The organism is Bacillus sp. AY3-1 (genome assembly GCF_008368785.1).
In the GTDB taxonomy this organism is placed as follows: Bacteria; Bacillota; Bacilli; order Bacillales; family Bacillaceae_G; genus Bacillus_A; species Bacillus_A wiedmannii.
Window position 1 is genome coordinate 68,326 of record NZ_QORZ01000019.1, and the last position, 25,308, is coordinate 93,633.

The 25,308-nt window shown below is 34.7% G+C and carries 25 protein-coding genes and 1 pseudogene; 21 read left to right on the forward strand and 5 right to left on the reverse strand.

Annotation, left to right across the window (positions count from 1 at the left end):
- Positions 1–246: 246 nt before the first annotated feature.
- From DN389_RS20400 to sspN, 4 genes are all read left to right on the forward strand, one after another.
- Positions 247–822, forward strand: a complete 576-nt coding sequence (locus DN389_RS20400; RefSeq protein WP_000269060.1) for a TlpA family protein disulfide reductase — start codon at positions 247–249, stop codon at positions 820–822.
- 115 nt (positions 823–937) lie between these two features.
- On the forward strand, positions 938–1,885 hold the full coding sequence (locus DN389_RS20405) for a 3'-5' exonuclease (protein WP_088122827.1): 948 nt from the start codon (positions 938–940) through the stop codon (positions 1,883–1,885).
- A 141-nt stretch (positions 1,886–2,026) separates the two neighbouring features.
- On the forward strand, positions 2,027–2,170 hold the full coding sequence (locus tag DN389_RS20410; protein ID WP_001254698.1) for an FbpB family small basic protein: 144 nt from the start codon (positions 2,027–2,029) through the stop codon (positions 2,168–2,170).
- A 43-nt stretch (positions 2,171–2,213) separates the two neighbouring features.
- Positions 2,214–2,348, forward strand: a complete 135-nt coding sequence (gene sspN, locus DN389_RS20415) for an acid-soluble spore protein SspN (protein WP_000527987.1) — start codon at positions 2,214–2,216, stop codon at positions 2,346–2,348.
- A 68-nt stretch (positions 2,349–2,416) separates the two neighbouring features.
- Here the strand turns inward: sspN and DN389_RS20420 are convergent, their stop codons facing one another.
- Complete coding sequence (locus tag DN389_RS20420) at positions 2,417–3,709, reverse strand: glycoside hydrolase family 18 protein (RefSeq protein ID WP_046957740.1); 1,293 nt, start codon at positions 3,707–3,709, stop codon at positions 2,417–2,419.
- A gap of 109 nt (positions 3,710–3,818) precedes the next feature.
- Between DN389_RS20420 and DN389_RS20425 the strand changes: the two genes are divergently transcribed.
- A complete protein-coding gene (locus DN389_RS20425; RefSeq protein ID WP_000495804.1) occupies positions 3,819–4,238 on the forward strand; it encodes an acyl-CoA thioesterase in 420 nt (139 codons plus the stop codon).
- Positions 4,239–4,264: 26 nt separating this feature from the next.
- On the opposite strand, the gene DN389_RS20430 is transcribed toward DN389_RS20425, so the two are convergent.
- The gene (locus DN389_RS20430; protein WP_001054448.1) at positions 4,265–4,555 is read right to left on the reverse strand and encodes a HesB/YadR/YfhF family protein; all 291 of its coding nucleotides are present in this window, start codon (positions 4,553–4,555) and stop codon (positions 4,265–4,267) included.
- Positions 4,556–4,663: 108 nt separating this feature from the next.
- Entirely contained in the window at positions 4,664–5,260 is a 597-nt protein-coding gene (gene plsY / locus DN389_RS20435) for a glycerol-3-phosphate 1-O-acyltransferase PlsY (protein WP_000237189.1), read from the reverse strand.
- Between the two features lie 225 nt (positions 5,261–5,485).
- Here plsY and DN389_RS20440 point away from each other — a divergent pair, with 225 nt between their 5' ends.
- The 8 genes from DN389_RS20440 to DN389_RS20475 all read left to right on the forward strand — a co-directional run bounded on the left by DN389_RS20440 (position 5,486) and on the right by DN389_RS20475 (position 16,448).
- A complete protein-coding gene (locus tag DN389_RS20440; RefSeq protein WP_149237524.1) occupies positions 5,486–7,342 on the forward strand; it encodes an anaerobic ribonucleoside triphosphate reductase in 1,857 nt (618 codons plus the stop codon).
- Positions 7,339–7,791, forward strand: a complete 453-nt coding sequence (gene nrdG / locus DN389_RS20445; protein ID WP_000867068.1) for an anaerobic ribonucleoside-triphosphate reductase activating protein — start codon at positions 7,339–7,341, stop codon at positions 7,789–7,791. Before DN389_RS20440 ends, nrdG begins: the two co-directional genes overlap by 4 nt.
- An 18-nt stretch (positions 7,792–7,809) precedes the next feature.
- Positions 7,810–8,487, forward strand: coding sequence for a response regulator transcription factor (locus tag DN389_RS20450; protein ID WP_001044675.1), 678 nt, complete (start codon positions 7,810–7,812; stop codon positions 8,485–8,487).
- Positions 8,488–8,689: 202 nt separating this feature from the next.
- A complete protein-coding gene (locus DN389_RS20455) occupies positions 8,690–9,931 on the forward strand; it encodes a S1C family serine protease (protein WP_046957742.1) in 1,242 nt (413 codons plus the stop codon).
- Positions 9,932–10,010: 79 nt separating this feature from the next.
- Complete coding sequence (locus DN389_RS20460) at positions 10,011–10,424, forward strand: CoA-binding protein (RefSeq protein WP_048565897.1); 414 nt, start codon at positions 10,011–10,013, stop codon at positions 10,422–10,424.
- Positions 10,425–10,798: 374 nt separating this feature from the next.
- Positions 10,799–12,763 carry a DNA topoisomerase IV subunit B gene (gene parE / locus DN389_RS20465; RefSeq protein ID WP_001062189.1) on the forward strand — a complete coding sequence of 655 codons (1,965 nt, stop codon included), beginning with the start codon at positions 10,799–10,801 and terminating at the stop codon, positions 12,761–12,763.
- A 1-nt stretch (position 12,764) separates the two neighbouring features.
- Entirely contained in the window at positions 12,765–15,188 is a 2,424-nt protein-coding gene (gene parC / locus DN389_RS20470) for a DNA topoisomerase IV subunit A (protein WP_060487386.1), read from the forward strand.
- A 228-nt stretch (positions 15,189–15,416) separates the two neighbouring features.
- On the forward strand, positions 15,417–16,448 hold the full coding sequence (locus tag DN389_RS20475) for an oxidoreductase (RefSeq protein WP_097908437.1): 1,032 nt from the start codon (positions 15,417–15,419) through the stop codon (positions 16,446–16,448).
- A 56-nt stretch (positions 16,449–16,504) separates the two neighbouring features.
- On the opposite strand, the gene DN389_RS20480 is transcribed toward DN389_RS20475, so the two are convergent.
- On the reverse strand, positions 16,505–16,948 hold the full coding sequence (locus DN389_RS20480; RefSeq protein ID WP_097889910.1) for a VOC family protein: 444 nt from the start codon (positions 16,946–16,948) through the stop codon (positions 16,505–16,507).
- Positions 16,949–17,007: 59 nt separating this feature from the next.
- Here DN389_RS20480 and DN389_RS20485 point away from each other — a divergent pair, with 59 nt between their 5' ends.
- A complete protein-coding gene (locus DN389_RS20485) occupies positions 17,008–17,976 on the forward strand; it encodes a helix-turn-helix transcriptional regulator (protein ID WP_098189451.1) in 969 nt (322 codons plus the stop codon).
- Positions 17,977–18,070: 94 nt separating this feature from the next.
- Here DN389_RS20485 and DN389_RS20490 read toward each other — a convergent pair whose 3' ends face one another.
- The gene (locus tag DN389_RS20490) at positions 18,071–18,691 is read right to left on the reverse strand and encodes a TetR/AcrR family transcriptional regulator (RefSeq protein ID WP_116300162.1); all 621 of its coding nucleotides are present in this window, start codon (positions 18,689–18,691) and stop codon (positions 18,071–18,073) included.
- A 137-nt stretch (positions 18,692–18,828) separates the two neighbouring features.
- On the opposite strand from DN389_RS20490, the gene DN389_RS20495 reads away from it, so the two are divergent.
- From DN389_RS20495 to DN389_RS20525, 7 genes and pseudogenes are all read left to right on the forward strand, one after another.
- Positions 18,829–19,722, forward strand: a complete 894-nt coding sequence (locus DN389_RS20495) for an ABC transporter ATP-binding protein (RefSeq protein WP_060487381.1) — start codon at positions 18,829–18,831, stop codon at positions 19,720–19,722.
- A complete protein-coding gene (locus DN389_RS20500; protein ID WP_060487380.1) occupies positions 19,715–20,521 on the forward strand; it encodes an ABC transporter permease subunit in 807 nt (268 codons plus the stop codon). The genes DN389_RS20495 and DN389_RS20500 overlap by 8 nt, the downstream gene beginning before the upstream one ends.
- Positions 20,522–20,571: 50 nt before the next feature.
- On the forward strand, positions 20,572–20,943 hold the full coding sequence (locus DN389_RS20505; protein ID WP_048544029.1) for a VOC family protein: 372 nt from the start codon (positions 20,572–20,574) through the stop codon (positions 20,941–20,943).
- 126 nt (positions 20,944–21,069) lie between these two features.
- On the forward strand, positions 21,070–21,603 hold the full coding sequence (locus tag DN389_RS20510; protein ID WP_098189449.1) for an RNA polymerase sigma factor: 534 nt from the start codon (positions 21,070–21,072) through the stop codon (positions 21,601–21,603).
- A gap of 12 nt (positions 21,604–21,615) precedes the next feature.
- Entirely contained in the window at positions 21,616–22,614 is a 999-nt protein-coding gene (locus DN389_RS20515) for an anti-sigma factor (protein ID WP_088122820.1), read from the forward strand.
- 17 nt (positions 22,615–22,631) lie between these two features.
- Positions 22,632–23,669: an LCP family protein gene (locus DN389_RS20520; protein ID WP_098189448.1), complete on the forward strand. Its 1,038-nt coding sequence runs from the start codon at positions 22,632–22,634 to the stop codon at positions 23,667–23,669.
- Positions 23,670–23,874: 205 nt separating this feature from the next.
- A pseudogene (locus DN389_RS20525) lies at positions 23,875–25,125 on the forward strand (dicarboxylate/amino acid:cation symporter); the annotation flags it as partial.
- Between the last annotated feature and the right edge of the window lie 183 nt (positions 25,126–25,308).

Consider the following 25,308-nt stretch of genomic DNA (forward strand, 5'->3'; position numbering starts at 1 on the left):
ATCCCCCTTTTGTTGAAGGTTATATAACTACGAGAGTAAATAGGTAAGTGGGTCAATAAGAAGATAAAACACCTCATCTGTTTTTCTAATTATATGATAAAAAGGAAAAAACTTCACTTTAAATAAGAATATTCTAATTATTTTGACTGTGAATATTTCCAAGCTTGTCCGTATAAGCTAAAATAAGGTATATAGTATTTGGGTAATTAGGTTAATAAGAAGATAAATACGTTAGGGTGATATAAAATGTGGCGGAAGCTTACGATTATTGTAGTGTTACTTTGTTTAGCGGGATATGCAGCTTATGAACAGTTTGGTAAAAAAGACCAGGCGGTACAAGGGGAGCAAGAAAAAAGTGAAGCTGCTATGAAAGAGATGATTGCAAGTAATGGTATCGAAATAGGGAAGAGTGCGCCAAACTTTGAATTAACGAAGTTAGATGGAACGAATGTAAAGTTATCAGATTTGAAAGGAAAGAAAGTGATTTTAAACTTTTGGGCAACGTGGTGTGGACCTTGCCAGCAAGAAATGCCGGATATGGAGGCTTTCTATAAAGAGCATAAAGAAAATGTAGAAATTTTAGCAATAAATTATACGCCTTCAGAAAAGGGCGGGGGAGTAGAAAAGGTAAGCAATTTTGCAAAAGAAAAAGGAATTACTTTTCCTATTTTATTGGACAAGAACATTGATGTGACAACAGCGTATAAAGTAATTACGATTCCAACTTCGTATTTTATAGATACGAAAGGTGTCATTCAAGATAAGTTTATTGGACCGATGACGCAAAAAGAGATGGAGAAACGGATTGCTAAATTAAAATAATGGTGAAAAGGTAGAGGTGGAAAGTTACCATTTCTGCCTTTTCTTTTTCACGTAGTGATAGCAGCATGTTATGATAAAAGAAATATAAACGTTTAGAGGTAAAGGAGTGTTTGGAGTGGGGAATATATCCTTACCGTTAGATTATGTTGTAATTGATTTTGAAACAACAGGATTTAACCCTTATAATGATAAAATTATTCAAGTAGCAGCAGTGAAATATCGTAATCATGAACTAGTAGATCAATTTGTTTCCTATGTGAATCCAGAGCGTTCAATTCCGGACCGAATAACGAGTTTAACAGGTATTACAAATTATCGTGTTTCAGATGCACCGACGATTGAAGAAGTATTACCTTTATTTTTAGCATTTTTACATACAAATGTTATTGTCGCTCATAATGCATCTTTTGATATGCGTTTTTTAAAAAGTAATGTAAATATGCTTGGGCTGCCTGAACCTCAAAATAAAGTGATTGATACTGTGTTTTTAGCGAAGAAATATATGAAGCACGCACCTAATCATAAACTTGAAACGTTAAAGCGAATGCTTGGCATTCGTTTAAGTTCTCATAATGCATTTGATGATTGTATTACTTGTGCAGCTGTTTATCAAAAATGTGCATCTATTGAAGAAGAAACAAACAGGAAATCGAATACAGAAGTACTTGATGAAACAGTAGTATATGAAGCAGTAAAAAAGATACTTGTACGAAATAAACGTGATATCGAATGGATTCGTTGTATGAATGTAGGAAGCTATTTAGATATAAAAGCTTTTTATCCAGTTATGAGAGTAAAAGTAAAAGGGCGAAAGAAATACGTATTAACAGAGATATTAGAAGATGATGTGAAAGAAATATGTACGAGTTTAAATTGTGAACCCGCGTTAAAAAGTGAAGTTGGTAATACGAGAATTATGCTTAATAGCTTAGAGGATGTCCTGAAATTAGAAAGTTATATTTTAGGACAGTATGATTTCGTACTGCAAGCGCTAAGTGAGTATAAACAAAGTGAAATGAATGCAGATGAAAAGCTAAAAGAATATTTAAATATAATGGTATAAAAAACTCCGTGTACAAGAAGTTGTGCACGGAGTTTTTTTAGGAGTACTAAAACATAAAATTTTCTTACAAATCTGATTAAAGAGTTTTTCATTTGCTCATACTATGTATAGTAAGAATGCGAAGGAGAGAGGGTGAACAGCATGAGAAGAAGTCGCCGTAAATCATTTGACGAACTTGTGAAAGAAAATAAACAACAATTATTAAGTGATCGTGATGCAATCGATCGCATTGAAGAGCGTATTGAAAAACGTTATGAAATGCAACTTTTTAAGCAAGCTGAATAATTCTTAACACTAGTACGATACTAGTGTTAAGGAGGCGATAGTAATGGGTAATCCGAAAAAGAATTCAAAAGACTTTGCACCGAATCATATTGGAACACAATCAAAAAAAGCTGGTGGCAATAAAGGAAAGCAAATGCAAGACCAAACAGGCAAACAACCGATTGTTGATAACGGTTAAAAAAGGGAGAATGTTGTCATTCTTCTTTTTGTGACGGATTTTTAATAATCAAAAAGGGCTGACTTATGTCAGCCCTTTTTCGTAATCGTAAAATTTTCAACGAGTAAACGCCAATTTTGCGGGAATGGTAAGCCAATCTTCCAGTAACTAATACCGCCTATACCTTGTTCTTTCATTAAATTGAATTTGCTTTGAACAGACCGTGAATCTTCAAACCAAACTTCGTGTTGAACACCATTTTCATCAAAATAATTAAAATGAGGAGCTTGAGCTGTGAAATCATAGCGGATGGGGACATTGTATTTACGAGCTAGTGCGACAGCTGCGACAGAGCTAATTGCTTTTGCAGGCGGATTGCCTTGTTTGAACGGAAGTTTCCAATCGAATCCGTATAAGTTTTGCCCCATCATAATTTTTTGGGGAGGCATTTGAGATTTTGCATATTGAAGTACTTCTTTTACAGGACCGATAGGAGAAATAGCCATCGGTGGCCCGCCTTGCCAACCCCAGTCATATGTCATAATGACGACGAAATCAACAATTTGCCCTTGTGCTTTATAATCGTGAGCTTCGAAAAATTTTCCCTTTTGATTTGAACTTGTTTTCGGTACAAGCGTTGTACTCAATGTGTATCCGTTAGGTAAGCGTGTTTTTACATTTCGTAAAAAACGATTATACGCTTCGCGATCTTCAGGTGCTATACTCTCGAAATCAAAATGAATGTCTCGCATACCGTACTTCTCAGCTGTTTGTAAAATGTTAGTAATAAATTTGTTTTGAATCGATGCATCGCGTAAAATAACCGATGTCAGATCGGCACTGAAATTTCCATTTTCAATATTTGTAATAACGAGCATCGGGATGGTTTTGCCTTGCGTTGCAATATTAGCGATTTTAGCTGTTTCAGTTGGTTCTTTTAACGTACCATCTCTTTTTGCCTCGAAACTGAAGTAAGCCAAATATGTTAAAAATGGATTAATGGCACGCGTAGCGTTAACCAAACTTTCTTTTATTGGTATTGTTGAAGGTTGTAAATAAGCGATGGATTCTACTGCGCGTTTTGTCCCTTTTGGTATATATAATTGCTGTCCAACATGGAGAATGGATTTTAAAGATAAGTTATTAACCTTAGCTAAACTAGCGAGAGGTACGTTATATGTTTGAGAGATTCGATATAGGCTATCGCCAGGCTGTACATAATAATTATTCCCTTTCGTATTAACGATCAGTGCCTGACCTACAACGAGTGTTTCAGCTGGATTTAGTCCATTGTCCTTTACTATTTCGTCAGGTGTTGATCCGTACTTTGATGCCAAGCTATATACGCTATCACCGCTACGAACAGTTACAATTTGAATCATATGCTTGCTCCTTTCAGTAAAAGATTCACTGTTTTTATTTTATTTTTGATGTCACTGTATTATGATTAAATGTATGCAAGGTAGCAGAAGTGAAAGAAGGCGAATACATATGTTTGTAGCAGAACATGAAGTTGAAATCCGTTATGCGGAAACAGATCAAATGGGTGTTGTTTACCATTCAAACTATTTGGTGTGGCTTGAACTAGGTCGCACGAAACTTATACAAGATTTAGGATTTTCATATGTTGAAATGGAGAAAGAGGGAATTATTTCTCCTGTGTTAGATTTGCAAATTTCATATCGTAAAGCGATGCGTTACGGAGAAAAAGCAATTGTGAAAACGTGGATTGATACTGTTAGTCCGCTTCGCGTTGTATATGGTTATGAAATATATAACGGTGAAGGTGAACTTTGTATTACTGCAAGTACGACGAATATTTGCGCGAAAAAAGAAGGGTTCAGGCCTGTATCATTTAAAAAGTTATATCCAGAGTGGTATGCGAAATATGAGGAAATTAAGAAAAAATAAAAAAGCGTGGCAGAAGCCACGCTTTTTTATTTTTCATAATTAAATTGCGGGAAATCATCACCGTCGTTAAATGTAACAGCTAAATTATGTCCATCGAAGAACCACTCATCATCGCCTTCAATAAAGAAGTTAATACCTTCTTCTTGAGTTTGAACAGCAGGATGTGCAGGATCATCTTTACGAATACCTAAAGAAAGTCCTTTTTGCACAGTACTGCAACCGCCGTATTGTACGAAAAGGCGTAGTGTTTCACCCGATTGTAAGTTTAATTCGTTTTTATACCATTGTGCTGCTTCTTTTGTTACGGAAAGATTCATGTATAGTTCCTCCAAATTATGTTGCTTTTTCTTTAGTATAAAAAATAACGCAAAAAGACGCTATTAATATGCTTCACGTTTTCTTTTTGCGTTATGTGGGTTACGATCTTATTTTTGCTTTTTTGAAAAGTTTGCTTTCGGTTCAGTTTTATTTATAATTCGTCCGATATTTGCACGGTGTTTATAAATAACCATACCTGCTAATAAACACATCGCAATAATGAAGATTTTATCCCCGCTAACAATGGATGCAATAACAGCAACGACGGCTGTTACCATAGAAGAAAGTGATACGTATCTTGTTGTAAATAAAAGGCTGAAAAAGACAACAGCTAATATTGCAAAAACAACTGGAGAGTAGCATAATAGCACGCCAGCAGAAGTTGCAACAGCTTTACCACCACGGAATTTCGCGAAAATCGGATACACATGTCCAAGAACAGCTGCTAATCCGAACCATAGTGGGTGAACATCTAAACCGAAAATAATCGGTAGACTTGTTGCTAATGTACCTTTTAAAATGTCAGCAATTGTAACGATAAAACCTGCTTTTTTCCCTAGTGTGCGGAATGTATTTGTTCCGCCTAGATTACCGCTTCCGTGCTCACGAATATCGATTCCGTAGCCGATTTTTCCAACGACTAGTGCGAATGGAATCGAGCCAAGTAAGTAGGCAACGATAAATAAAAGATATGTAATAACCATAAGTTCAGTCTCCTTTATTCAAATGTGTTGATAAAGGGTAAAAAGAGTTTTTCCCGTATATTGTACCATACATTTGTAAAGAGCACATTTCTTTTTTGTAAATGAAAAATTCATTATTTCGTGAAAAAAATTTCACAGGAATGTTACATTTCTCACAGAAACACCAAGACTATATGTAGTAACATTTTAATCAAAAGACAACAACATATTGGTGGAGGGTTATAAATGTTACAACGAAATGTACGTGGAGAAGAATTAATGAGAGTGTTTGAGACGATTGTCCACGGTAGTGAGCAAGATTTAATGCAAGAAAATGCAAATGTAGATGGTCGCTCTCCAATGGGAGTAATGGGAACGTTCGCATCAGAGAGTGCGAAATATTATGCAGTTGAAAATTTATTGTCAGATCAAGTGAAAAAAGCGATAAATCAAAATATATTATATCCACATGACTTAGATTTTTATGCGACAGGAACGACGACTTGTTCGCAAATTCCGTTAGCGCAAATGCTTGCGGACGGTTTTCATACCGGACATGGGCATATGAGACAACCGCAGGATATTAAAAGTGCATTGGCTCTTTCGTCTATTATTTTTCAGGCGAATCAAAATATGCAGCACGGTGGTCAATCATTTGCACTCTTTGATATTGATTTAGCTCCATATGTGAGAAAAACAGTAGCGAGACATAAGAAACGATTACAGTCATATCCGCTTACGAAAGAACAAATAGAAGAATTTGCATGGAAAGAAACAGAAAATGATACGTATCAGGCGTGTGAAGCTTTCGTTCATAATTCAAATAGTATGCACAGTAGGGGCGGGGGACAAGTACCGTTTATTTCTATTAATTATGGAACAGACACATCAAAAGAGGGACGGTTATTAGTTAGACAACTTTTAAAAGCGACACAAGCTGGTCTTGGTAAAGGAGAAACACCAATTTTTCCGATTCAAATTTTTAAAATGAAAAAAGGTGTGAACTTTGAAGAATGTGATCCGAACTATGATTTATTTGAATTAGCGTTAGAGACAACGGCTGAACGATTATTCCCTAACTTTTCATTTTTAGATGCGCCATTTAATGCAGTGCATTATGACGGACGACCGGAAAGTGAAGTATGTTATATGGGATGTCGTACCCGTGTCATGTCTAACATACATGGAGAAGAAACAGCGATTGGAAGAGGCAATTTATCATTTACGTCTATCAACTTAGTGAAATTAGCGTTAATTAGTGGTTCAAAAGAAGCATTTTTTGAAGCGTTAAATTATTACTTAGATTTAGGGATTAAGCAATTATTAGAGAGATTTGAGTATCAATGTACGAAGCGAGCAAGAGATTTTCGATTTTTATATTCACAAGGTGTATGGCGCGGTGGAGAGAAGTTACAGCCTGAAGATTCTGTAGCATCCATTTTAAAGCAAGGGACGTTAAGTCTTGGTTTTATCGGTCTTGCGGAGTGTTTAGTAGCTTTAACAGGAAAGCATCATGGAGAAGATGAAGAATCATGGAAACTCGGATATGAAATCATTTCCTTTATGAGAGATAGAATGGATAAAGGAACGGAAGAACATGAACTGAATTTCTCAGTAATTGCAACTCCTGCAGAAGGGTTATCAGGGAAGTTTGTGAAAAAAGATAGAGAAGAATTTGGTGTGATTAGCGGTATAACGAACCATAATTATTATACGAATTCATTCCATATCCCAGTTTACTATAGCATTCAAGCGATAAATAAAATTCGTTTAGAAGGACCTTTCCATGCTCTATGTAACGGGGGACATATTACGTATATTGAGCTAGACGGAGCAGCTATGCATAACAAACAGGCGTTAAAACAAATTGTACGAGCGATGGCAAATCATGGCGTTGGATACGGTTCAATTAATCATCCTGTTGACCGTTGTAAGTGCTGCAGTTATCACGGAGTTATTGGAAATGAATGCCCAAGTTGCGGAAATGAAGACGAAGCTAATATAGAAAGAATTCGCCGTATAACAGGTTATCTTGTAGGAGATATGTCGAAGTGGAATAGTGCGAAACGTAGTGAAGAGATGGATCGGGTGAAGCATAAATGAAAGTGATGAACATCATTCATGATAGTGTAGTAGATGGGGAAGGGTTGCGGACAGTCGTGTTTTTTGCGGGCTGTCCGCATCGTTGTTTCGGTTGCCATAATCCAAAATCGTGGAATATTTGTAATGGAACTGAAATGACAGTAGAAGAAATTGTGAACGAGATTGCAAGTAATTCATTAACTGATGTAACATTTTCAGGTGGAGATCCATTCTTCCAAGCTGCTGAAGTGAAAAAAGTAGCAAAAGCTGTGAAAGACTTGAAAAAAAATCTATGGATGTATACAGGTTATACGTTAGAAGAGATACAGAGTTCTCAAAATAATGATATGATAGAGTTGTTACATTATGGGGATGTTTTAGTCGATGGAAGGTTTGAAATCGAGAAAAAAGATTTAACACTTCCATTTCGCGGAAGCTCCAATCAACGTATTATTCGATTGAAAGAGTAAAAAGGCGGGATAGATGATATGAATAAAACAGTATTACTTGTTGAAGATGAAAGAAGATTACGTGAAATCGTTAGTGATTATTTTCGTAATGAAGGCTTTGAAGTAATCGAAGCAGAAGACGGAAAAATAGCGTTAGAATTATTTGCAGAGCATGAAATTGATTTAATTATGTTAGATATTATGTTACCAGAAATAGATGGATGGTCTGTTTGTAGACGAATTAGAAAAGAATCAGCAGTACCGATCATTATGTTGACAGCACGTTCAGATGAGGATGATACACTACTAGGGTTCGAATTAGGTGCAGATGAGTATGTAACGAAACCTTTCAGCCCGAAAGTGTTAGTAGCTCGTGCGAAGACGTTATTAAAACGCGCGGATGGTGTGGTAGGAGTAGCGGAAGAAAATGCTATGTCTTTAGCTGGAATAGAAGTGAATCGTCTATCTAGAACCGTTTTAGTAGATGGAGAAGAAATTATATTGACACATAAGGAATTTGAACTTCTTGTTTATTTAATGGAGAACAAAGGAATTGTGTTGTCACGTCAACATTTATTAGATCAGTTATGGGGATATGATTACTACGGTGATGACCGAACGGTTGATACTCATATTAAAAAACTACGAAATAAGCTAGGAGATAAAGCGAAGCATATCGGTACTGTTATTCGAGTGGGTTACAAATTTGAAGAATAACCTTTAAATTACTATGCGCTTTGGCTTTGGGATATAGCAAATTTATACTCTCTTTTGTAGGTGGAATGTACAAAAAATACTTTTCTTGTCTACAATGTTAGATAAGAGTATTTTTTTAATTGGATTTCACGATGAGTTCACAAGAAGGACACAAAACGTGACTATACTGAAAATACGAATTCACCAGAGAGGGGAAGTAAACATGGGATATTACGACGGACCAAATTTAAATGAAGAGCATAGTGAAACGAGAGAAGTGAGAAAATCAGGTAGTAAAAAAGGTTATTTTTTCACAGGTTTAGTCGGAGCTGTAGTTGGGGCTGTCACAATTAGTTTTGCGGCACCATATATGCCATGGGCTCAAAATAATGGAGCGGCTGTATCATCATTCAGTTCGGATTCAAAAGTTGAAGGTACTGTAGTTCCTGTTGTCAATAAAGCAAAAAATGAAACTGATTTACCTGGTATGATTGAAGGCGCGAAAGATGTTGTTGTAGGTGTTATTAATATGCAACAAAGTGTTGATCCATTTGCAATGCAACCGACAGGCCAAGAGCAACAAGCTGGCTCAGGATCAGGTGTTATTTATAAAAAAGCAGGAAATAAAGCGTATATTGTAACGAACAACCATGTAGTAGATGGAGCGAATAAACTTGCTGTAAAACTAAGTGATGGTAAAAAGGTAGATGCAAAACTTGTAGGGAAAGACCCTTGGTTAGATTTAGCGGTTGTAGAAATTGATGGATCTAATGTAAATAAAGTTGCCACTTTAGGTGATTCAAGTAAACTTCGTGCGGGTGAAAAAGCGATTGCAATTGGTAACCCACTAGGGTTTGATGGAAGTGTAACGGAAGGTATTATTAGTAGCAAAGAACGTGAAATTCCAGTAGATATCGATGGCGATAAGCGTGCAGATTGGAATGCTCAAGTTATTCAAACAGATGCAGCAATTAACCCAGGTAATAGTGGTGGTGCGTTGTTTAACCAAAATGGTGAAATAATTGGGATTAATTCAAGTAAAATTGCACAACAAGAAGTTGAAGGAATTGGATTTGCTATTCCAATTAATATTGCAAAGCCAGTTATTGAATCACTTGAAAAAGACGGAGTAGTGAAACGTCCAGCTCTTGGAGTAGGTGTCGTTTCATTAGAAGATGTGCAAGCTTATGCAGTAAATCAATTGAAAGTACCGAAAGAAGTAACAAACGGCGTTGTATTAGGTAAAATTTACCCAATATCACCTGCAGAAAAAGCTGGTTTAGAGCAATATGATATTGTAGTATCATTAGATGATCAAAAAGTAGAAAATTCACTTCAATTCCGTAAATATTTATATGAAAAGAAAAAAGTAGGCGAGAAAGTAGAAGTTACATTCTATCGTAACGGTCAAAAAATGACGAAAACAGCTACTTTAGCAGATAATTCAGCTACAAAGAATCAATAATTGAAATAAAAGAAAGTCTCTTTCATATTGAAAGAGACTTTCTTTATCGGCTATACTAAAGGAATAGGAGGGATAAATTATGACAATTGAAAACCCAACTCGTACGGAAATTGGTGAAGTATTAAAGAAAAGCAAAACGATTGCAGTTGTTGGATTATCGGATAAGCCAGAACGTACATCGTATATGGTTTCAAAAGCAATGCAAGATGCTGGGTATCGCATTATTCCAGTAAACCCAACAGTAGATGAGGTGCTTGGAGAAAAAGCAGTTTCTTCACTAAAGGATATTAAGGAACATGTTGATATTGTAAATGTATTCCGTCGTTCAGAATTTTTAATGGATGTTGCGAAAGAGTTTGTAGAGATTGATGCAGATGTTTTTTGGGCACAATTAGGAGTACAAGATGAAGATACATATAAACTTTTGCAAGAAAAAGGCTATACTGTAATAATGGATCGTTGCATTAAAGTAGAACATGCGATGACAAAATAGTATAGGTTTTAAAGAGAGAAAGATTGATTCAGCCCTCTTTATAAATAAGTAGGGCCGATGAACGAGGTGTTCATCATGAGATTTTTTAAAGGCTGTTTTTGGGGAATGTTACTTGTTATCCCATTTTGGATATTGATCATTTGGATCATGATAAAGGTTTGGAATGTATAATCTTGGCATACATATCCATTTCTCGTTGACAAACGATTATTTTTCTGAAATAGTAGCCTAGAGGAATCCTTGTGAAAAAACAAGGATTTTTCTATTGAAAATGGTATATAAAAGAGATAAGATAACTTGCCAAAACTATAGTCGAGGCGTTATTCTATAATAGAAACATATGTTCTGATTTGATTAGGAAAGGGGCAAGGAGTTTGGCAAAGCATCAGTTCCAATATAATGAAGATGCAATTCAAGTGCTAGAAGGACTTGAAGCCGTTCGAAAACGCCCGGGTATGTATATCGGGAGTACGGATAGCCGTGGATTGCATCATTTAGTATATGAAATAGTAGATAACTCCGTTGATGAAGCGTTAGCGGGATTTGGCGACGAAATTTCTGTCGTAATACATAAAGATAATAGTATTAGCGTTATTGATAAAGGGCGAGGAATGCCTACGGGAATGCATAAACTTGGGAAACCTACACCTGAAGTTATTTTAACTGTACTTCATGCCGGTGGTAAGTTTGGTCAAGGTGGCTATAAAACAAGTGGTGGTTTACACGGTGTTGGGGCATCAGTTGTAAATGCCTTGTCAGAATGGTTAGTAGTGACGATTAAACGTGACGGAAATATTTATGAACAACGCTTTGAAAATGGTGGTATTCCTGCAACGACACTGGAAAAGATCGGGAAGACGAAAGAGTCTGGTACGACAATACATTTTAAACCAGATACAACGATTTTCAGCACAACAAATTACAATTACGAAACATTATGTGAAAGATTACGTGAATCTGCATTCTTATTAAAAGGGATGAAAATCTCAATAAAAGATGAGCGAAATGATTTAGAAGATGTCTTTCATTATGAAACAGGAATCGAAGCTTTCGTTTCATACTTAAATGAAGAAAAAGATTCAATCCATCCGGTTGTATATTTTACTGGTGAACAAAATGGAATTGAGGCAGAGCTAGCTTTTCAATTTAACGATGGCTACTCAGAAAATATTCTTTCGTTTGTAAATAATGTACGTACAAAAGATGGTGGAACACACGAAGCTGGGTTTAAGACAGCAATGACTCGTGTGTTCAATGAGTATGCTCGTAAAGTATCGTTATTAAAAGAAAAAGATAAAAACTTAGAAGGTACAGATATTCGTGAAGGTGTAGCGGCTATCGTTTCTGTACGTGTACCAGAAGAAGTACTTCAGTTTGAAGGGCAAACGAAAGGGAAACTTGGTACAAGTGAAGCTCGTTCTTCAATTGATGCAATTGTATCTGAGCATTTAGCTTACTTTTTAGAAGAAAACCCGGATGTTGCTACACTTCTTGTGAGAAAGGCAGTTAAAGCAGCGCAGGCACGTGAGGCTGCTCGTAAAGCGAGAGAAGAAGCGCGTACTGGTAAAAAGAAAAAGAAATCAGAAGGTACATTAAGTGGTAAGTTAACACCAGCACAATCACGTAACCCGCAAAAAAATGAACTGTACCTAGTAGAGGGTGACTCTGCGGGTGGTTCCGCGAAACAAGGTCGAGACCGACGTTTCCAAGCGGTATTACCGTTACGTGGTAAAGTAATCAATACAGAAAAAGCAAAACTTGCTGATATCTTTAAAAATGAAGAGATTAATACAATTATTTACGCTATTGGCGGTGGTGTAGGGAATGAATTCGCTGTTGAAGATATTAACTACGATAAAATTGTAATTATGACCGATGCTGATACAGATGGTGCGCACATTCAAGTATTGTTACTAACGTTCTTCTACAGATATATGAAACCACTTATCGAAGCTGGCAAAGTATTTATTGCACTTCCTCCTTTATACAAAGTAAGTAAAGGAAAAGGTAAGAGTGAAGTGATTGAGTATGCATGGTCTGATGAAGAATTAGATGGTGTAACAAAAAAGGTCGGTAAAGGCTACATGCTGCAGCGCTATAAAGGACTTGGTGAAATGAATGCAGACCAATTATGGGAAACGACGATGAATCCTGAAACACGTACGTTGATTCGTGTGAAAATTGACGATGCATCAAGAGCGGAGCGCCGAGTTACGACATTGATGGGTGATAAAGTAGAACCTCGCCGTAAATGGATCGAACGAAATGTACAATTTGGTATGCAAGAAGAAGGAAATATTTTAGAAAATGAAATGATTATGGAGACGGAGGTGGAATAACATGCAGGCAGAGAAGTTTCATGACCTCCCGCTTGAAGACGTGTTAGGTGACCGCTTTGCACGTTATAGTAAATATATTATTCAAGATCGCGCGCTTCCAGATGCGCGTGACGGTTTAAAACCGGTGCAAAGACGTATTTTATATTCTATGTATGTAGAAGGAAATGTACATGATAAAGCATTTCGTAAATCAGCTAAAACAGTTGGTAATGTTATTGGTAACTACCATCCACACGGTGATTCCTCTGTATATGAGGCGATGGTACGTTTAAGTCAAACTTGGAAAGTACGTAATGTTTTAGTTGAAATGCATGGTAATAATGGTAGTGTGGATGGCGATCCAGCAGCGGCAATGCGTTATACGGAAGCACGATTATCACCAATCGCATCTGAGTTATTGCGTGATCTCGATAAAGAAACAGTAGAATTCGTGTCAAATTTCGATGATACGAGTGAAGAACCTGTTGTACTTCCAGCGATGTTCCCGAACTTACTAGTGAACGGATCGACAGGAATTTCAGCTGGTTATGCAACAGAAATTCCTCCGCATCACCTTGGGGAAGTAATTGATGCGACGATGATGCGTATTGATAAGCCGAATAGTACTGTTGATGATTTATTAACAGTTATGAAAGGACCAGATTTCCCGACAGGTGGTATTATTCAGGGGATTGATGGTATCAAAAAAGCGTATGAAACAGGAAAAGGTAAAATTATTATTCGCGGAAAAGCTGAAGTTGAAACAATCCGTGGTGGGAAGCAACAAATCGTTATTACAGAAATTCCGTATGAAGTAAATAAAGCGAACCTTGTTAAAAAAATGGATGAATTACGTCTAGATAAAAAACTAGATGGAATTGCTGAAGTACGTGATGAGACAGATCGTACAGGTCTTCGCATCGTTGTAGAGTTAAAAAAAGAAGTAAATGCTGAAGGTATTTTAAATTATTTATATAAGAACACAGATTTACAAATTCCATATAACTTTAATATGGTAGCGATAAATAATCGTCGTCCGACACTTATGACATTACCTAAGATTTTGGATGCGTATATTGGGCATCAAAAAGAAGTTGTTACGAGACGCTCACAATATGAATTAAGAAAAGCAGAAAACCGTCAACATATTGTAGAAGGTTTAAAGAAAGCATTATCGATTTTAGATGAAGTGATTGAAACAATCCGTGCTTCTAAGGATAAACGTAATGCAAAAGATAATTTAAGTACGAAATTTGGATTTACAGAAGCGCAATCAGAAGCAATTGTTTCGCTGCAACTATATCGTTTAACGAATACAGATATTACGGCGCTAGAACAAGAAGCAGACGAGCTTAATAAGAAGATTATAGAGTTACAGTCAATTTTACAAAGTGAAAAAAGACTTCTTCAAGTTATTAAAACAGATTTGAAGAGAGTCAAGAAAACATATAGTGATGATCGCCGTGCTATTATTGAAGAACAAATTGAGGAAATTAAAATCGATGTGGAAGTTATGATTCCGCAGGAAGATGTCATCGTTACTGTAACGAAAGAAGGATATGTGAAACGAACAGGTTGGCGTTCACATAATGCATCGAACGGAAAAGACTTCGGTATGAAAGAGGGTGACATCTTACTGGAGCGATTCGATACGAATACGACAGAGACAGTCCTCTTATTTACGAATAAAGGAAACTATATATATCTGCCAGTATATGAAATGCCAGAAATTCGTTGGAAAGATTTAGGTCAACACGTTGCGAATCTCGTTTCACTCGAGCGGGATGAAATGATTATTTGGGCGACCGTCGTACCGAATTTTGAAGAAGAAAAACGATTTATCGTATTTGTTACACGAAATGGTATGATTAAGAAAACAGAATTAAACCAATATAAAGTTCAGCGTTATTCAAGAGCGTTCGTCGCTGTGAATTTGAAAAAAGATGATTATGTTGTAGATATATTTGCAACAGATGGAACGAGTGATATTGTTCTTGCAACCTATGGTGCATATGCACTTATTTTCCATGAAGATGAAGTAAGTCCAGTCGGTGTAAGGGCCGCTGGTGTAAAAGCAATTAACTTAAAAGAAGATGATTATGTCGCTTCGGGTAAACCGTTACATGGTGACAAAGATCAACTTATTCTTGTTACGCAGCGAGGTGCTGTAAAACGTCTAAAAGCATCAGAAATTGAGAAATCAACGAGAGCGAAGCGAGGTCTTGTTATTTTTAAAGAGTTAAAACGTAATCCATACCGTATTGTCGGTATTGAAATTGTTCGAGATGATGAACTAGTATATATGAAGACTGAGAAACATATTGTAGAAGAAATTGATCCGAAAGCGTATCGAAATAAAGACCGGTATAGTAACGGTAGTTTAGTACTAGATGTTAATGATACTGGTGAAGTTATTGAAACGTGGACAAAAAAACGACCGGAGTAAAAAAGCATCTTGCTATGAATAATGGCAAGATGCTTTTTTCTAGGCAAATTATTATGTAAATAATAATAATCTTGTTATAATAACTGAATGAAATCGTTCTCATAAAGTGGAACTTTAATCAATCGGACTTTTACGAGCAGTTGATTCCTCAACTAATTTCTTTGCTTTCGCTGAATTTTGAGGTAGGAATCTTACTGTCCGTTAAAGCGGGACAGATGGAGGGGCAACATGGAAAAAATAGGTGTAGGCATTGTAGGATTTGGATTTTCTAGTACAACATTTCACATCCCATTATTACAAACGATAGAAGAATATGATATTCGTGCTATTTTATCTTCAAAAGAAGAACTAGTGAAGCAAGCATTACCAAATGCTGAAGTTGTTGGCACAATTGAGGAATTAGTAAATCGTGCTGATATTGACTTAGTGGTCATTACTTCACCGAATACAACTCATTTTCCATATGTAAAAGAAGCAATTTTACATGGTAAGCATGTAGTTGTGGAGAAGCCATTCGTTGTTTCAATTGAAGAAGGCGAAGAACTAATTTCATTAGCAAAACAGCATAATGTGGTGTTAAGCGTGTATCATAATCGCCGTTTTGATAATGATTTCTTAACGATAAAGAAATTGTTAGAAGAAAATAGAGTAGGGAATCTATACGCATATGAAGCGCATTTCGATCGTTTTCGCCCGAATGTACGTGATCGCTGGAGAGAAAAGAATTTACCAGGATCAGGTATACTGTATGATTTAGGATCGCATTTAATTGACCAAGCATTATCATTATTTGGGAAACCAGATGCGATAAGTGCAGATGTAATCAAACAACGACCAGGTGCAGAAATTGATGATTACTTCCATGTTATACTTCACTACGGTGTTAAACGTGTCACTTTACATAGTAGCAGTTACGTAAAGCAAGAAGGTCCACACTTTACACTGCATGGAGATAAAGGTTCTATCGTGAAATACGGTATGGATTCACAGGAAGAACAATTAAAAAATGGAATGAAGCCAGGCGATAACGGTTATGGATTAGATGCTGAAGAGAATTTTGCTACTTTACATACGGAAGAAAAGCTAGAGCGTATTCCAACAGAAGTTGGCTGTTATGACATGTATTATAAAGGTGTAAGAGATAGTATAGTAAATGGTGAGAAACCACCTGTAACAGCACAAGAAGGCTTAGAAGTTATTCGACTTATTCAATTAGCGATTGAAAGTAGTGAAACCGGTAGAGTCATCACTATAAAGTAAAAAAGACACGAATTTCGTGTCTTTTTTATTAGGAATATGTGAATATGGATAATTATTTAGTTTAATCGTTTGTCATACATTAACTGGATTTGTATGCCGTAAGGATCTTCAATAATCCCATATGCTTCACTAAATATATTTTTTTCTAGCGGAGAGATTATCTTCACATGCTTATCGGAAATTAAATTATTATAAAACCTTTGTATTTCTTCTAAATTAGCGCTTTGAATGCAAAGTGACATGTTATTTCCAACGTTATAACGTTCATTAGGTTTCATTGTATCTTCTGCTATCATTAGCTTTGTATTCCCAATTTGTAAAACAGAGTGAGCAATATGATCTTTATTTTCACTTGTAATTTTAAAAGAACTATCTCTTTTGGCCATTTCTCCATACGTAACAATCATTAACTGCGTAGCTTCTAAATTACGTGTGTAAAAATTAATTGCCTCCTTTGCTTGCCCATTCATTGAAAGAAAAATAGCTATTTCTAATGTCATAAATATATAACTCCTTTATTAGTTAATAATTATAATATAGACTAAAAAGGTTCCAATATATGACACCTTTTTGGGAGGGAAATATGAAAAAAACGGAACGAATAAATGATATGCTTATTTTCTTAAATAATAAAAGATATTTTAATTTAAAAGATTTAATGGCTAGATATGATATTTCTAAAAGTACCGCGTTGCGAGATATTCAATCATTAGAAGAAATAGGTGTACCAATATATTCTGAACTGGGTAGAAATGGAAGTTATAAAATTATAGAAAATAGTGTGTTATCGCCAATTTATTTTAGTGTGGATGAAATGTATGCGTTATACTTTTCAATTCTTATGCTAAATGGATACAAGACAAAACCATTTAATGTAGAAAGTATTGCGCTTGAAAATAAATTTAAACATGTATTACCTGATAATGTGAGTGAAAATATTTCAATCATGGAAAGAACGCTTTCTTTTGAAGTAACAAATCATAGTAATTTTAGTCCGTTCTTAAAAGAAATTTTACAGGGGATTTTTGCTGAGCGAGTTTATCATTTAACATATTTAAAAAAAGATGAGGAAAAAGTATTGGTCGCCCAATTTATTCGAATAGAATCTAAATTTGGCCAGTGGTATGCTAAAATCTTTAATTTTGAGACAAATAATGTTCAAATAATTAGATGTGATAAAATTCTTTCTATTGAGGAAACAAGCAATACGAATCCAAAAAATCTTGAAGAGTTGTTAAGTTATCTTACAACTTTTCACAGAAAGCCGGATGCAATTGATTTTCGTGTCATTGTTAATCAAAAAGGAAAAGATATTTTTGATAAAGAGAATTATCCTTCCATGAGGATACAAAAAGAAAATGAAAATTATAGTATAACAGGCTATTTTAACAAACAAGAAGTTGAGTTTATTTCAAGTTACTTTCTGAATTTCGGTGAAACAATTATCTCAATTCAGCCAGTTATGCTAAAAGAGTTAATCTATAATAAGGTATTATCTATAAAGCAGCATTTAACTGCTTTAAGATAAAGTTAGTTTTAATCATTTTATTGACATGAAAAAGCCCTTGAGATTTAAATATCCAAAGGGCTTTTTTTGTGATGGTATTTGTTCTTTAGAAACATTATTTTTCTGGGACGGACAGTCCATAAAAGAACATCGTAACGATATCTTGTATATGTTTTTCGCGATCTCCTTCAAGAAGCTGAGCCCCGAAATCATCACCTAGTTTAGTGAACATTTGAATGTATAGTAACATCATTTCTTTAGTAAGGTGAGGGTTAATTTCATTTTTTTGCTGTGCTTGTTCTAGTATTTCTAAATACCAAGGCAGGATTTTTTCGTTTTGATAACTATAAATAAACTCTCGGAGCTCTTCATCTCTTTGCATCATTTGTAGTAACATATCCGGCTGAAATAACCCACCAGTATTCATTTTTCTTACAATCATTTTTTGCATCATCTCATGAAAAGGTAATTTTTCCTCTGCAAGATCTTTATAATATTGAAATTCAGATATGATAAATTCTTGTATAAGCTCTCTAAATAATGCATCTTTACTTCCGAAATGATTATAAATGGTAACTTGAGAAACATTTGCTTCTTTTGCAATATGTTCTATTTTCACTTCATTAAATCCACGTTCTGAAAATAATAAGAAGGCTGCCTCTTTAATGGCACGTTTTTTCTTTTCTTTCACTTTTTCAAAGCCGTTCAATGCAATCACCTCAATTAAAATATACAAGAAAAAATAATGGAAAACAATAATTTTGAAATATGGACATATAAATATTTCAAAAAGTTGTTGCGAATATGAAAGATGAGGAGTACAATAATTTTGAAATATCACATATTAAATATTTCAAAAAATGAGGTGGAATTATGATTTCAGTTCAAAATGTCACAAAACAGTTTTCAAATGGAAAAGGTTTGTTTCATATTACATTTGATGTAAAAGAAGGGGAAGTATTTGGTTACTTAGGACCAAATGGTGCTGGGAAATCCACAACAATTCGTAATTTAATGGGATTTATAAAACCGACAGCTGGTAAAGCGACAATTTTTGGATTAGATTGTTGGAATGAAGCGGCGAAAATCCAAAGGAAAGTTGGGTATCTGCCAGGTGAAATTTCTTTTATTGAAGGAATGAACGGATTAGATTTTTTAAAGTTAATGCAAGGAATGCGCGGGTTAAAGGATACGAAAAGACGAGATGAATTAATAGAACGTCTACAATTTGATGTGAAAACACCGATTCGAAAAATGTCTAAAGGAATGAAGCAAAAAGTAGGAATTGTTGCTGCTTTTATGCATGATCCGGAAGTGTTAATTTTAGATGAACCAACATCAGGACTCGATCCACTTATGCAGCAAGTGTTTATCGATTTAATATTAGAAGAAAAGCAAAGAGGGAAAACAATCCTTATGTCATCGCACATTTTTACTGAGATTGAGAGAACTTGTGACAGAGTGGCTATAATTAAAGATGGTCGCCTTGTAACGGTTGAAAATATTCATGATTTACAAAGCTTGAGACGACAGGTAATAGATGTAACCGTATCATCGCAAGAAGAGATTGAATCTCTTACACAATGTAATTTGCAATTTGAAGCGGTGAAAGGTAGAGAAGCATCGATTATTGTGCAAGGAAACTATCAAACTGTTTTACAAACACTTTCAAACTATAATGTAACGGCGCTTCAAACGAGAGCAATGGATTTAGAACATTTATTTATGCATTATTACGATAAGAAAGAAGGGGTAAAGCATGAATAAGCAATTGTTTTTAGCTAGTTTGAAAGAAACACAAAAAAGTATTTTGAGTTATGCAACTGGTGCAGCTCTATATTTATGGTTATTAATTTGGATCTTCCCTTCAATGGTATCAGCGAAAGGGTTAAATGAATTAATAAGTGCTATGCCTGATAGTGTGAAAAAAATTGTTGGAATGGAAAGTCCGATTCAAAACGTAATGGATTTTTTAGCTGGCGAATATTATAGTCTATTGTTTATTATCATATTAACAATTTTTTGTGTAACAGTTGCAACGCATTTAATTGCTCGTCATGTAGATAAAGGAGCGATGGCATACTTGCTAACAACACCTGTATCTAGAGTGCAAATTGCAATCACGCAAGCGGCTATTCTCGTATTAGGGCTACTAATCATAGTAACTGTTACGTATGTAGCGGGTATAGTAGGTGCAGAGTGGTTTCTACAAGATAATAACTTAAATAAAGAATTATTCCTGAAGATAAATATAGTCGGTGGGTTAATATTTTTAGTCGTTAGTGCGTATTCATTTTTCTTTTCTTGTATATGTAATGACGAAAGAAAGGCACTTAGCTACTCAGCAAGTTTAACTATTTTATTTTTCGTAACGGACATGGTAGGTAAATTAAGCGATAAGTTAGAGTGGATGAGAAATATATCATTATTTACGCTATTTCGTCCGAAAGAAATTGCTGAGGGAACATATAATATATGGCCAGTGAGTATAGGTTTAACTGCTGGAGCACTTTGTATTTTCATAGTAGCAATTGTAGTGTTTAGGAAAAGGGATTTACCGTTGTAAAGTAGAAAGTCCACTGAGAAAGTGGGCTTTTTTTGATGAGGAGGAAACGAATGAATCATTTGTTCCGGGTTAAACTATATGTAAATGATATTGAGAAGTCATTATTGTTTTATGAAGAAGTAATTGGTTTACAGTTGTATAAAAGAAGTATGCATGCAGCACGCTTTAATCACGATCAGTTTTCTCTGTTACTAGCTACTGATTCAACATTGAGTGAAAATCACTATTTTTACAATCGAAAAGACATGAAGGGGAATGGCTTTGAACTAATTATTGTTGTCAATCGGATTGAAGAAGTATATGAACGTTGTAAAGAGAAGCGATGCACAATACAAGAAGAAATTCAAACTTATCCGTGGGAGATGCGGGGATTTAAAGTTGTCGATCCAGATGGATATTTCCTTAGAATTACATCTGAGTAAAGGTAAACATGAAGAATGTTTACCTTTTTTATGGAAATATTCAAAAAAATGAACCTTTTTCTAGGCTCATCCGTCTAATACATGTAAAGTTAAATTTGAAGTGAGGATGAAACAGGAGGAGCAATTGTGAAAGTAATCCCTTTATATAAAATGATTGTAAAAGAAGAAACGGATGTTTCTTTAGCGAAAAAAGGTGATCATGAAGCGTTTATGGCGCTTATACATACAGAAAAAGTGAAGATGTATCGTATTGCAAAGGCGATGTTACGTGATGAGACAAATATAGAGGATGCGATACAGGCAACAATTTTAAAAGCCTATGAAAATATAAAAAAATTAAAGAAAGAAGAGTTTTTTCAAACTTGGTTAATTCGAATTTTGATAAATGAGTGTAACAATATTATTAGATCATACAAAAAAATAATGGTAATAGAAGAAAGTGATTACAATATGAGTGCTTATGATCAGTATGAAGATATAGATTTGTGTAATGCGATTCAATCGTTACATGAAGAATTAAGAGCTGTTACGGTTCTTTATTATTATGAAGATATGAATCAAGAGAGTATAGCGAAGCTTTTAGAAGTGCCAAAAGGAACAGTGAAATCGAGATTGTCACGCGCGAGGGAACAATTGCAAAAGCGATTAAAGATGGAATAGGAGGTGTAAAGAGTGGATAATGAAAAATTATTTGATGAGAAATTAAAAAAGAGAATAAAAGAAGAGAATGTTATAGTACCACCAGAGTTAAATGAAAAGATTAATCGTACACTTCATAATCTCCCTGTAAAAAAGAAAGGTTACAAAGTTTATATGATGGCTATAAGTGCTGCGGTTCTAACACTTTCAATTGTGTCTATGTCGGAGTTTTCGGATCAAATTTTCGCTCAAAATGGTGGAGTATTTGAATATGTAAAGAAAAAGGCGTTTTCTGATTATGAAAATGAAGAAGAAATAAAATCGAACGTAAATTATCCAGATAAAGAAAAAATTCATGAAAAGATGCTGGATTCTATTGATCATTTTAAAAATATTTCAGGACAATTTGAGGAATATTCTAGCTCGTCAAGAATTGCTACAACATACAAATATGCGATTGATACGGAGCAACAAAGAGGTATCTCTTCGAAAGAAGATAAGCTAACGAAAAAACGAACAATTATATATAACGAGGGCAAGAAAAAAGAATTTGATGATGAGAAGTATACATATAGAGAGACAAAATGGAGCCCGAAGGAAAGAAACTATGAACTATTAAAATTAAATCCTACGGAAAGATTATTGAGAAAATCAGGTGAAAAGAAACGATATGATGACGAATATGTGGGATTTGCGAAGTATAGTATGCAATCAGAATTTGCTGAGCTATTAATCCGATATAAAGATTGGAATTATAAAGAAACGAAGTATCTTGGACTTGATTGCTACAAAATAGAAGGGACAATAAACATAGAAATGCCTGTAAGTACATCTGAAGATTTAAGAGGGAAATTTGAAATGGTTGTAGAGAAAAATACGGGGATTATGCTAAAGTTCCTTAGTTTCCACGAAGGTATGATTCAATATTCGATTACAACTGAATGGATACAAATAAACAAAGGGTTGAAAGAGAATGTATTTCAAAAGGATAGTACTAATTATGAAAAATTGAAAAATATATTAGATGAATAGAAAACGGAGGGAACGATATGGAGAATACCTCTTCTTCAAGAGAAAAGAAAAATAAAAGAAAATATAAAAAGACAACAATAATAAGTGTCTTGTTAGTAGTATTACTATTTGGCGGAGTTGGATATGGTACTTATGTATATATGAAAACTTCTAATCTCGTACAAAAGTCTAGTTTAAATTTAGCGCGTGGTGAAAAATCAAATTTACGTGAGAACGCCGTAAAACCAATTGCAAATAATGTTTCACTTTTAATTATGGGAATTGATGAAAATCAAGAACGACAAAAGGAGTATAATGGTGCTTTTCATACAGATGCACTACTGTTAGCTACTTTTAATAAAGATGATAAGACAGTGAAATTAACGAGCATACCACGTGATACATATACATATGTTCCAGTTGAAAAGAAAAAAGATAAAATAACGCATGCATATGGAAGTGGTTTCGTTAAAAATGGTAAAGATGGAGGACCGCAAGCTTCAGTGGAAGCGGTAGAAAAATTGTTACAAGTGCCTGTTGATTATTTTGTGAAGTTTAATTTTAATTCATTTACTAAAATTGTTGATGGGTTAGATGGGATTGAAGTAAATGTCCCAGTTGAATTTACGGAGCAAAATAGTAAAGATGAACCTGACGCAATCCATTTGAAAAAAGGACTACAAAAATTAACAGGGGAAGAAGCACTTGCACTGGCAAGAACGCGTCATATTGATAGTGATGCAATGAGAGGTCAGCGTCAACAGCTTGTTATGGAAGCGATGTTAAGTAAATTAAAAAGTGTAGGTTCGATTACGAAACTAGAAAAAATGGTTGAGGCGGTTGATGGTGATTTTAAAACAAACTTAGTAATGGATGATATTTTATCATTTTATAAATACGGATTAAACGGTTCAGTTGAAAAAATACAATTGGCTGGTGATGATTTATATTTACCTAACGGTCCAAATGGGCAACGTGTATATTATTATAATCCTAATAAAAAAGATTTGCAGAGTTTAAGTAATACGCTTAGAACACATCTAGGATTAAGTGAAAAGCAGATTGAGGAGAATTGAAGCAGGCATAATGTCTGCTTTTTTATTATATTTAATAGTATGGCATTTAAAATTAAATGTTATATACTATTTTCAAGTTATGGATAATAGTGTAACATAATTATGTGATTTAAGTTAAATAGCAGGGGGGATATTACACAGAATACATCATTAGCAATTATTGAAATAGTATGGGAGAAATGAAAGAAACAGGGGAGTATTAAAAATGAGAATTGTAAAGAATTTAACATTCCAAGTTATTCTGGCAATTATTTGTGGTATTGCAGTGGGGGCAATTTGGCCTAGTGTTGGACAAGAGATGAAGCCAATTGGTGAGACGTTCATCAATATGATTAAAATGGTTATTGCACCGATAATCTTTTTAACAATTGTGCTTGGTATTGCAAGTATGGGAAGTATGAAAAAGGTAGGTCGTGTTGGTGGGAAGGCACTATTATATTTTGAAATTGTTACAACAGCGGCTTTACTTATTGGTATCATCGTAGCGAATGTTGTACGTCCAGGAGATGGATTAGATCCTTCAAAACTAAAGGGCGGAGATGTTTCACAATATGTACAAAGCGGGCAAGAGATGCAATGGATGGATTTCTTTTTACATATTGTACCGTCTAATATGTTTGAAGCATTTGCAAAAGGTGATATTTTACAAGTTCTGTTCTTCTCCATTTTATTCGGTGCAGGGTTAACGATGCTGGGGGAAAATGGACAACCGGTTATCGACTTTTTCGAAAGATTATCGAAAGTATTTTTTAATATTTTATCGATTGTTATGAAGTTAGCGCCGGTTGGAGCATTCGGCGGGATGGCATTTACAATTGGTAAATATGGTTTAAGCACACTCATACCACTTGGTAAATTAATGATTTGTGTATATGCAACAATGGCATTATTTGTTTTTATTGTTTTAAATTTTATTTGTAAATTGTACAAATTTAGTTTGTGGAAATATTTAGCGCATATTAAAGAAGAATTACTCATTGTTCTCGGGACATCATCATCAGAATCAGTACTGCCGCGAATGATGACAAAGATGGAAGACTTCGGGTGTTCGAAGCCGGTAGTAGGTTTAGTCATTCCAACAGGCTATTCTTTTAACTTAGATGGAACAACAATTTATTTATCAATGGCTACTATATTTTTAGCTCAAGTCTTTCACGTTGATCTTTCACTAGGTCAACAATTAACCATAATAGCTATTTTGTTAGTTACATCTAAAGGAGCAGCGGCAGTAACAGGTGGAGGTTTTATTGTACTAGCATCTACTCTATCTGCAATGAATGTTATTCCATTAGAAGGATTAGCGCTATTACTTGGTGTAGATCGTTTCATGTCAGAAGCACGTGCTATCGTCAATTTAATTGGTAACGGTATTGCGACTGTAGTTGTTGCAAAAAGTGAAAATGAATTTGATGAAGAGAAGTATACGAGAGTAATAGAGGAAATGAAAAAAAGAAAATGGCCGGATAAAAAAGAGGTTTGTTACGATATACATTATTTATTAACAATAATTTACAAGTATTTTATAGTGTAGGGAGATAAAGACTATTAAATCAATACATAGAATTCAATGAGATATAGTGTTTCGAAAGAGTATGGAATTTTTATGAATATTACTGTAAAAAAATAATTTTTTAAAAAT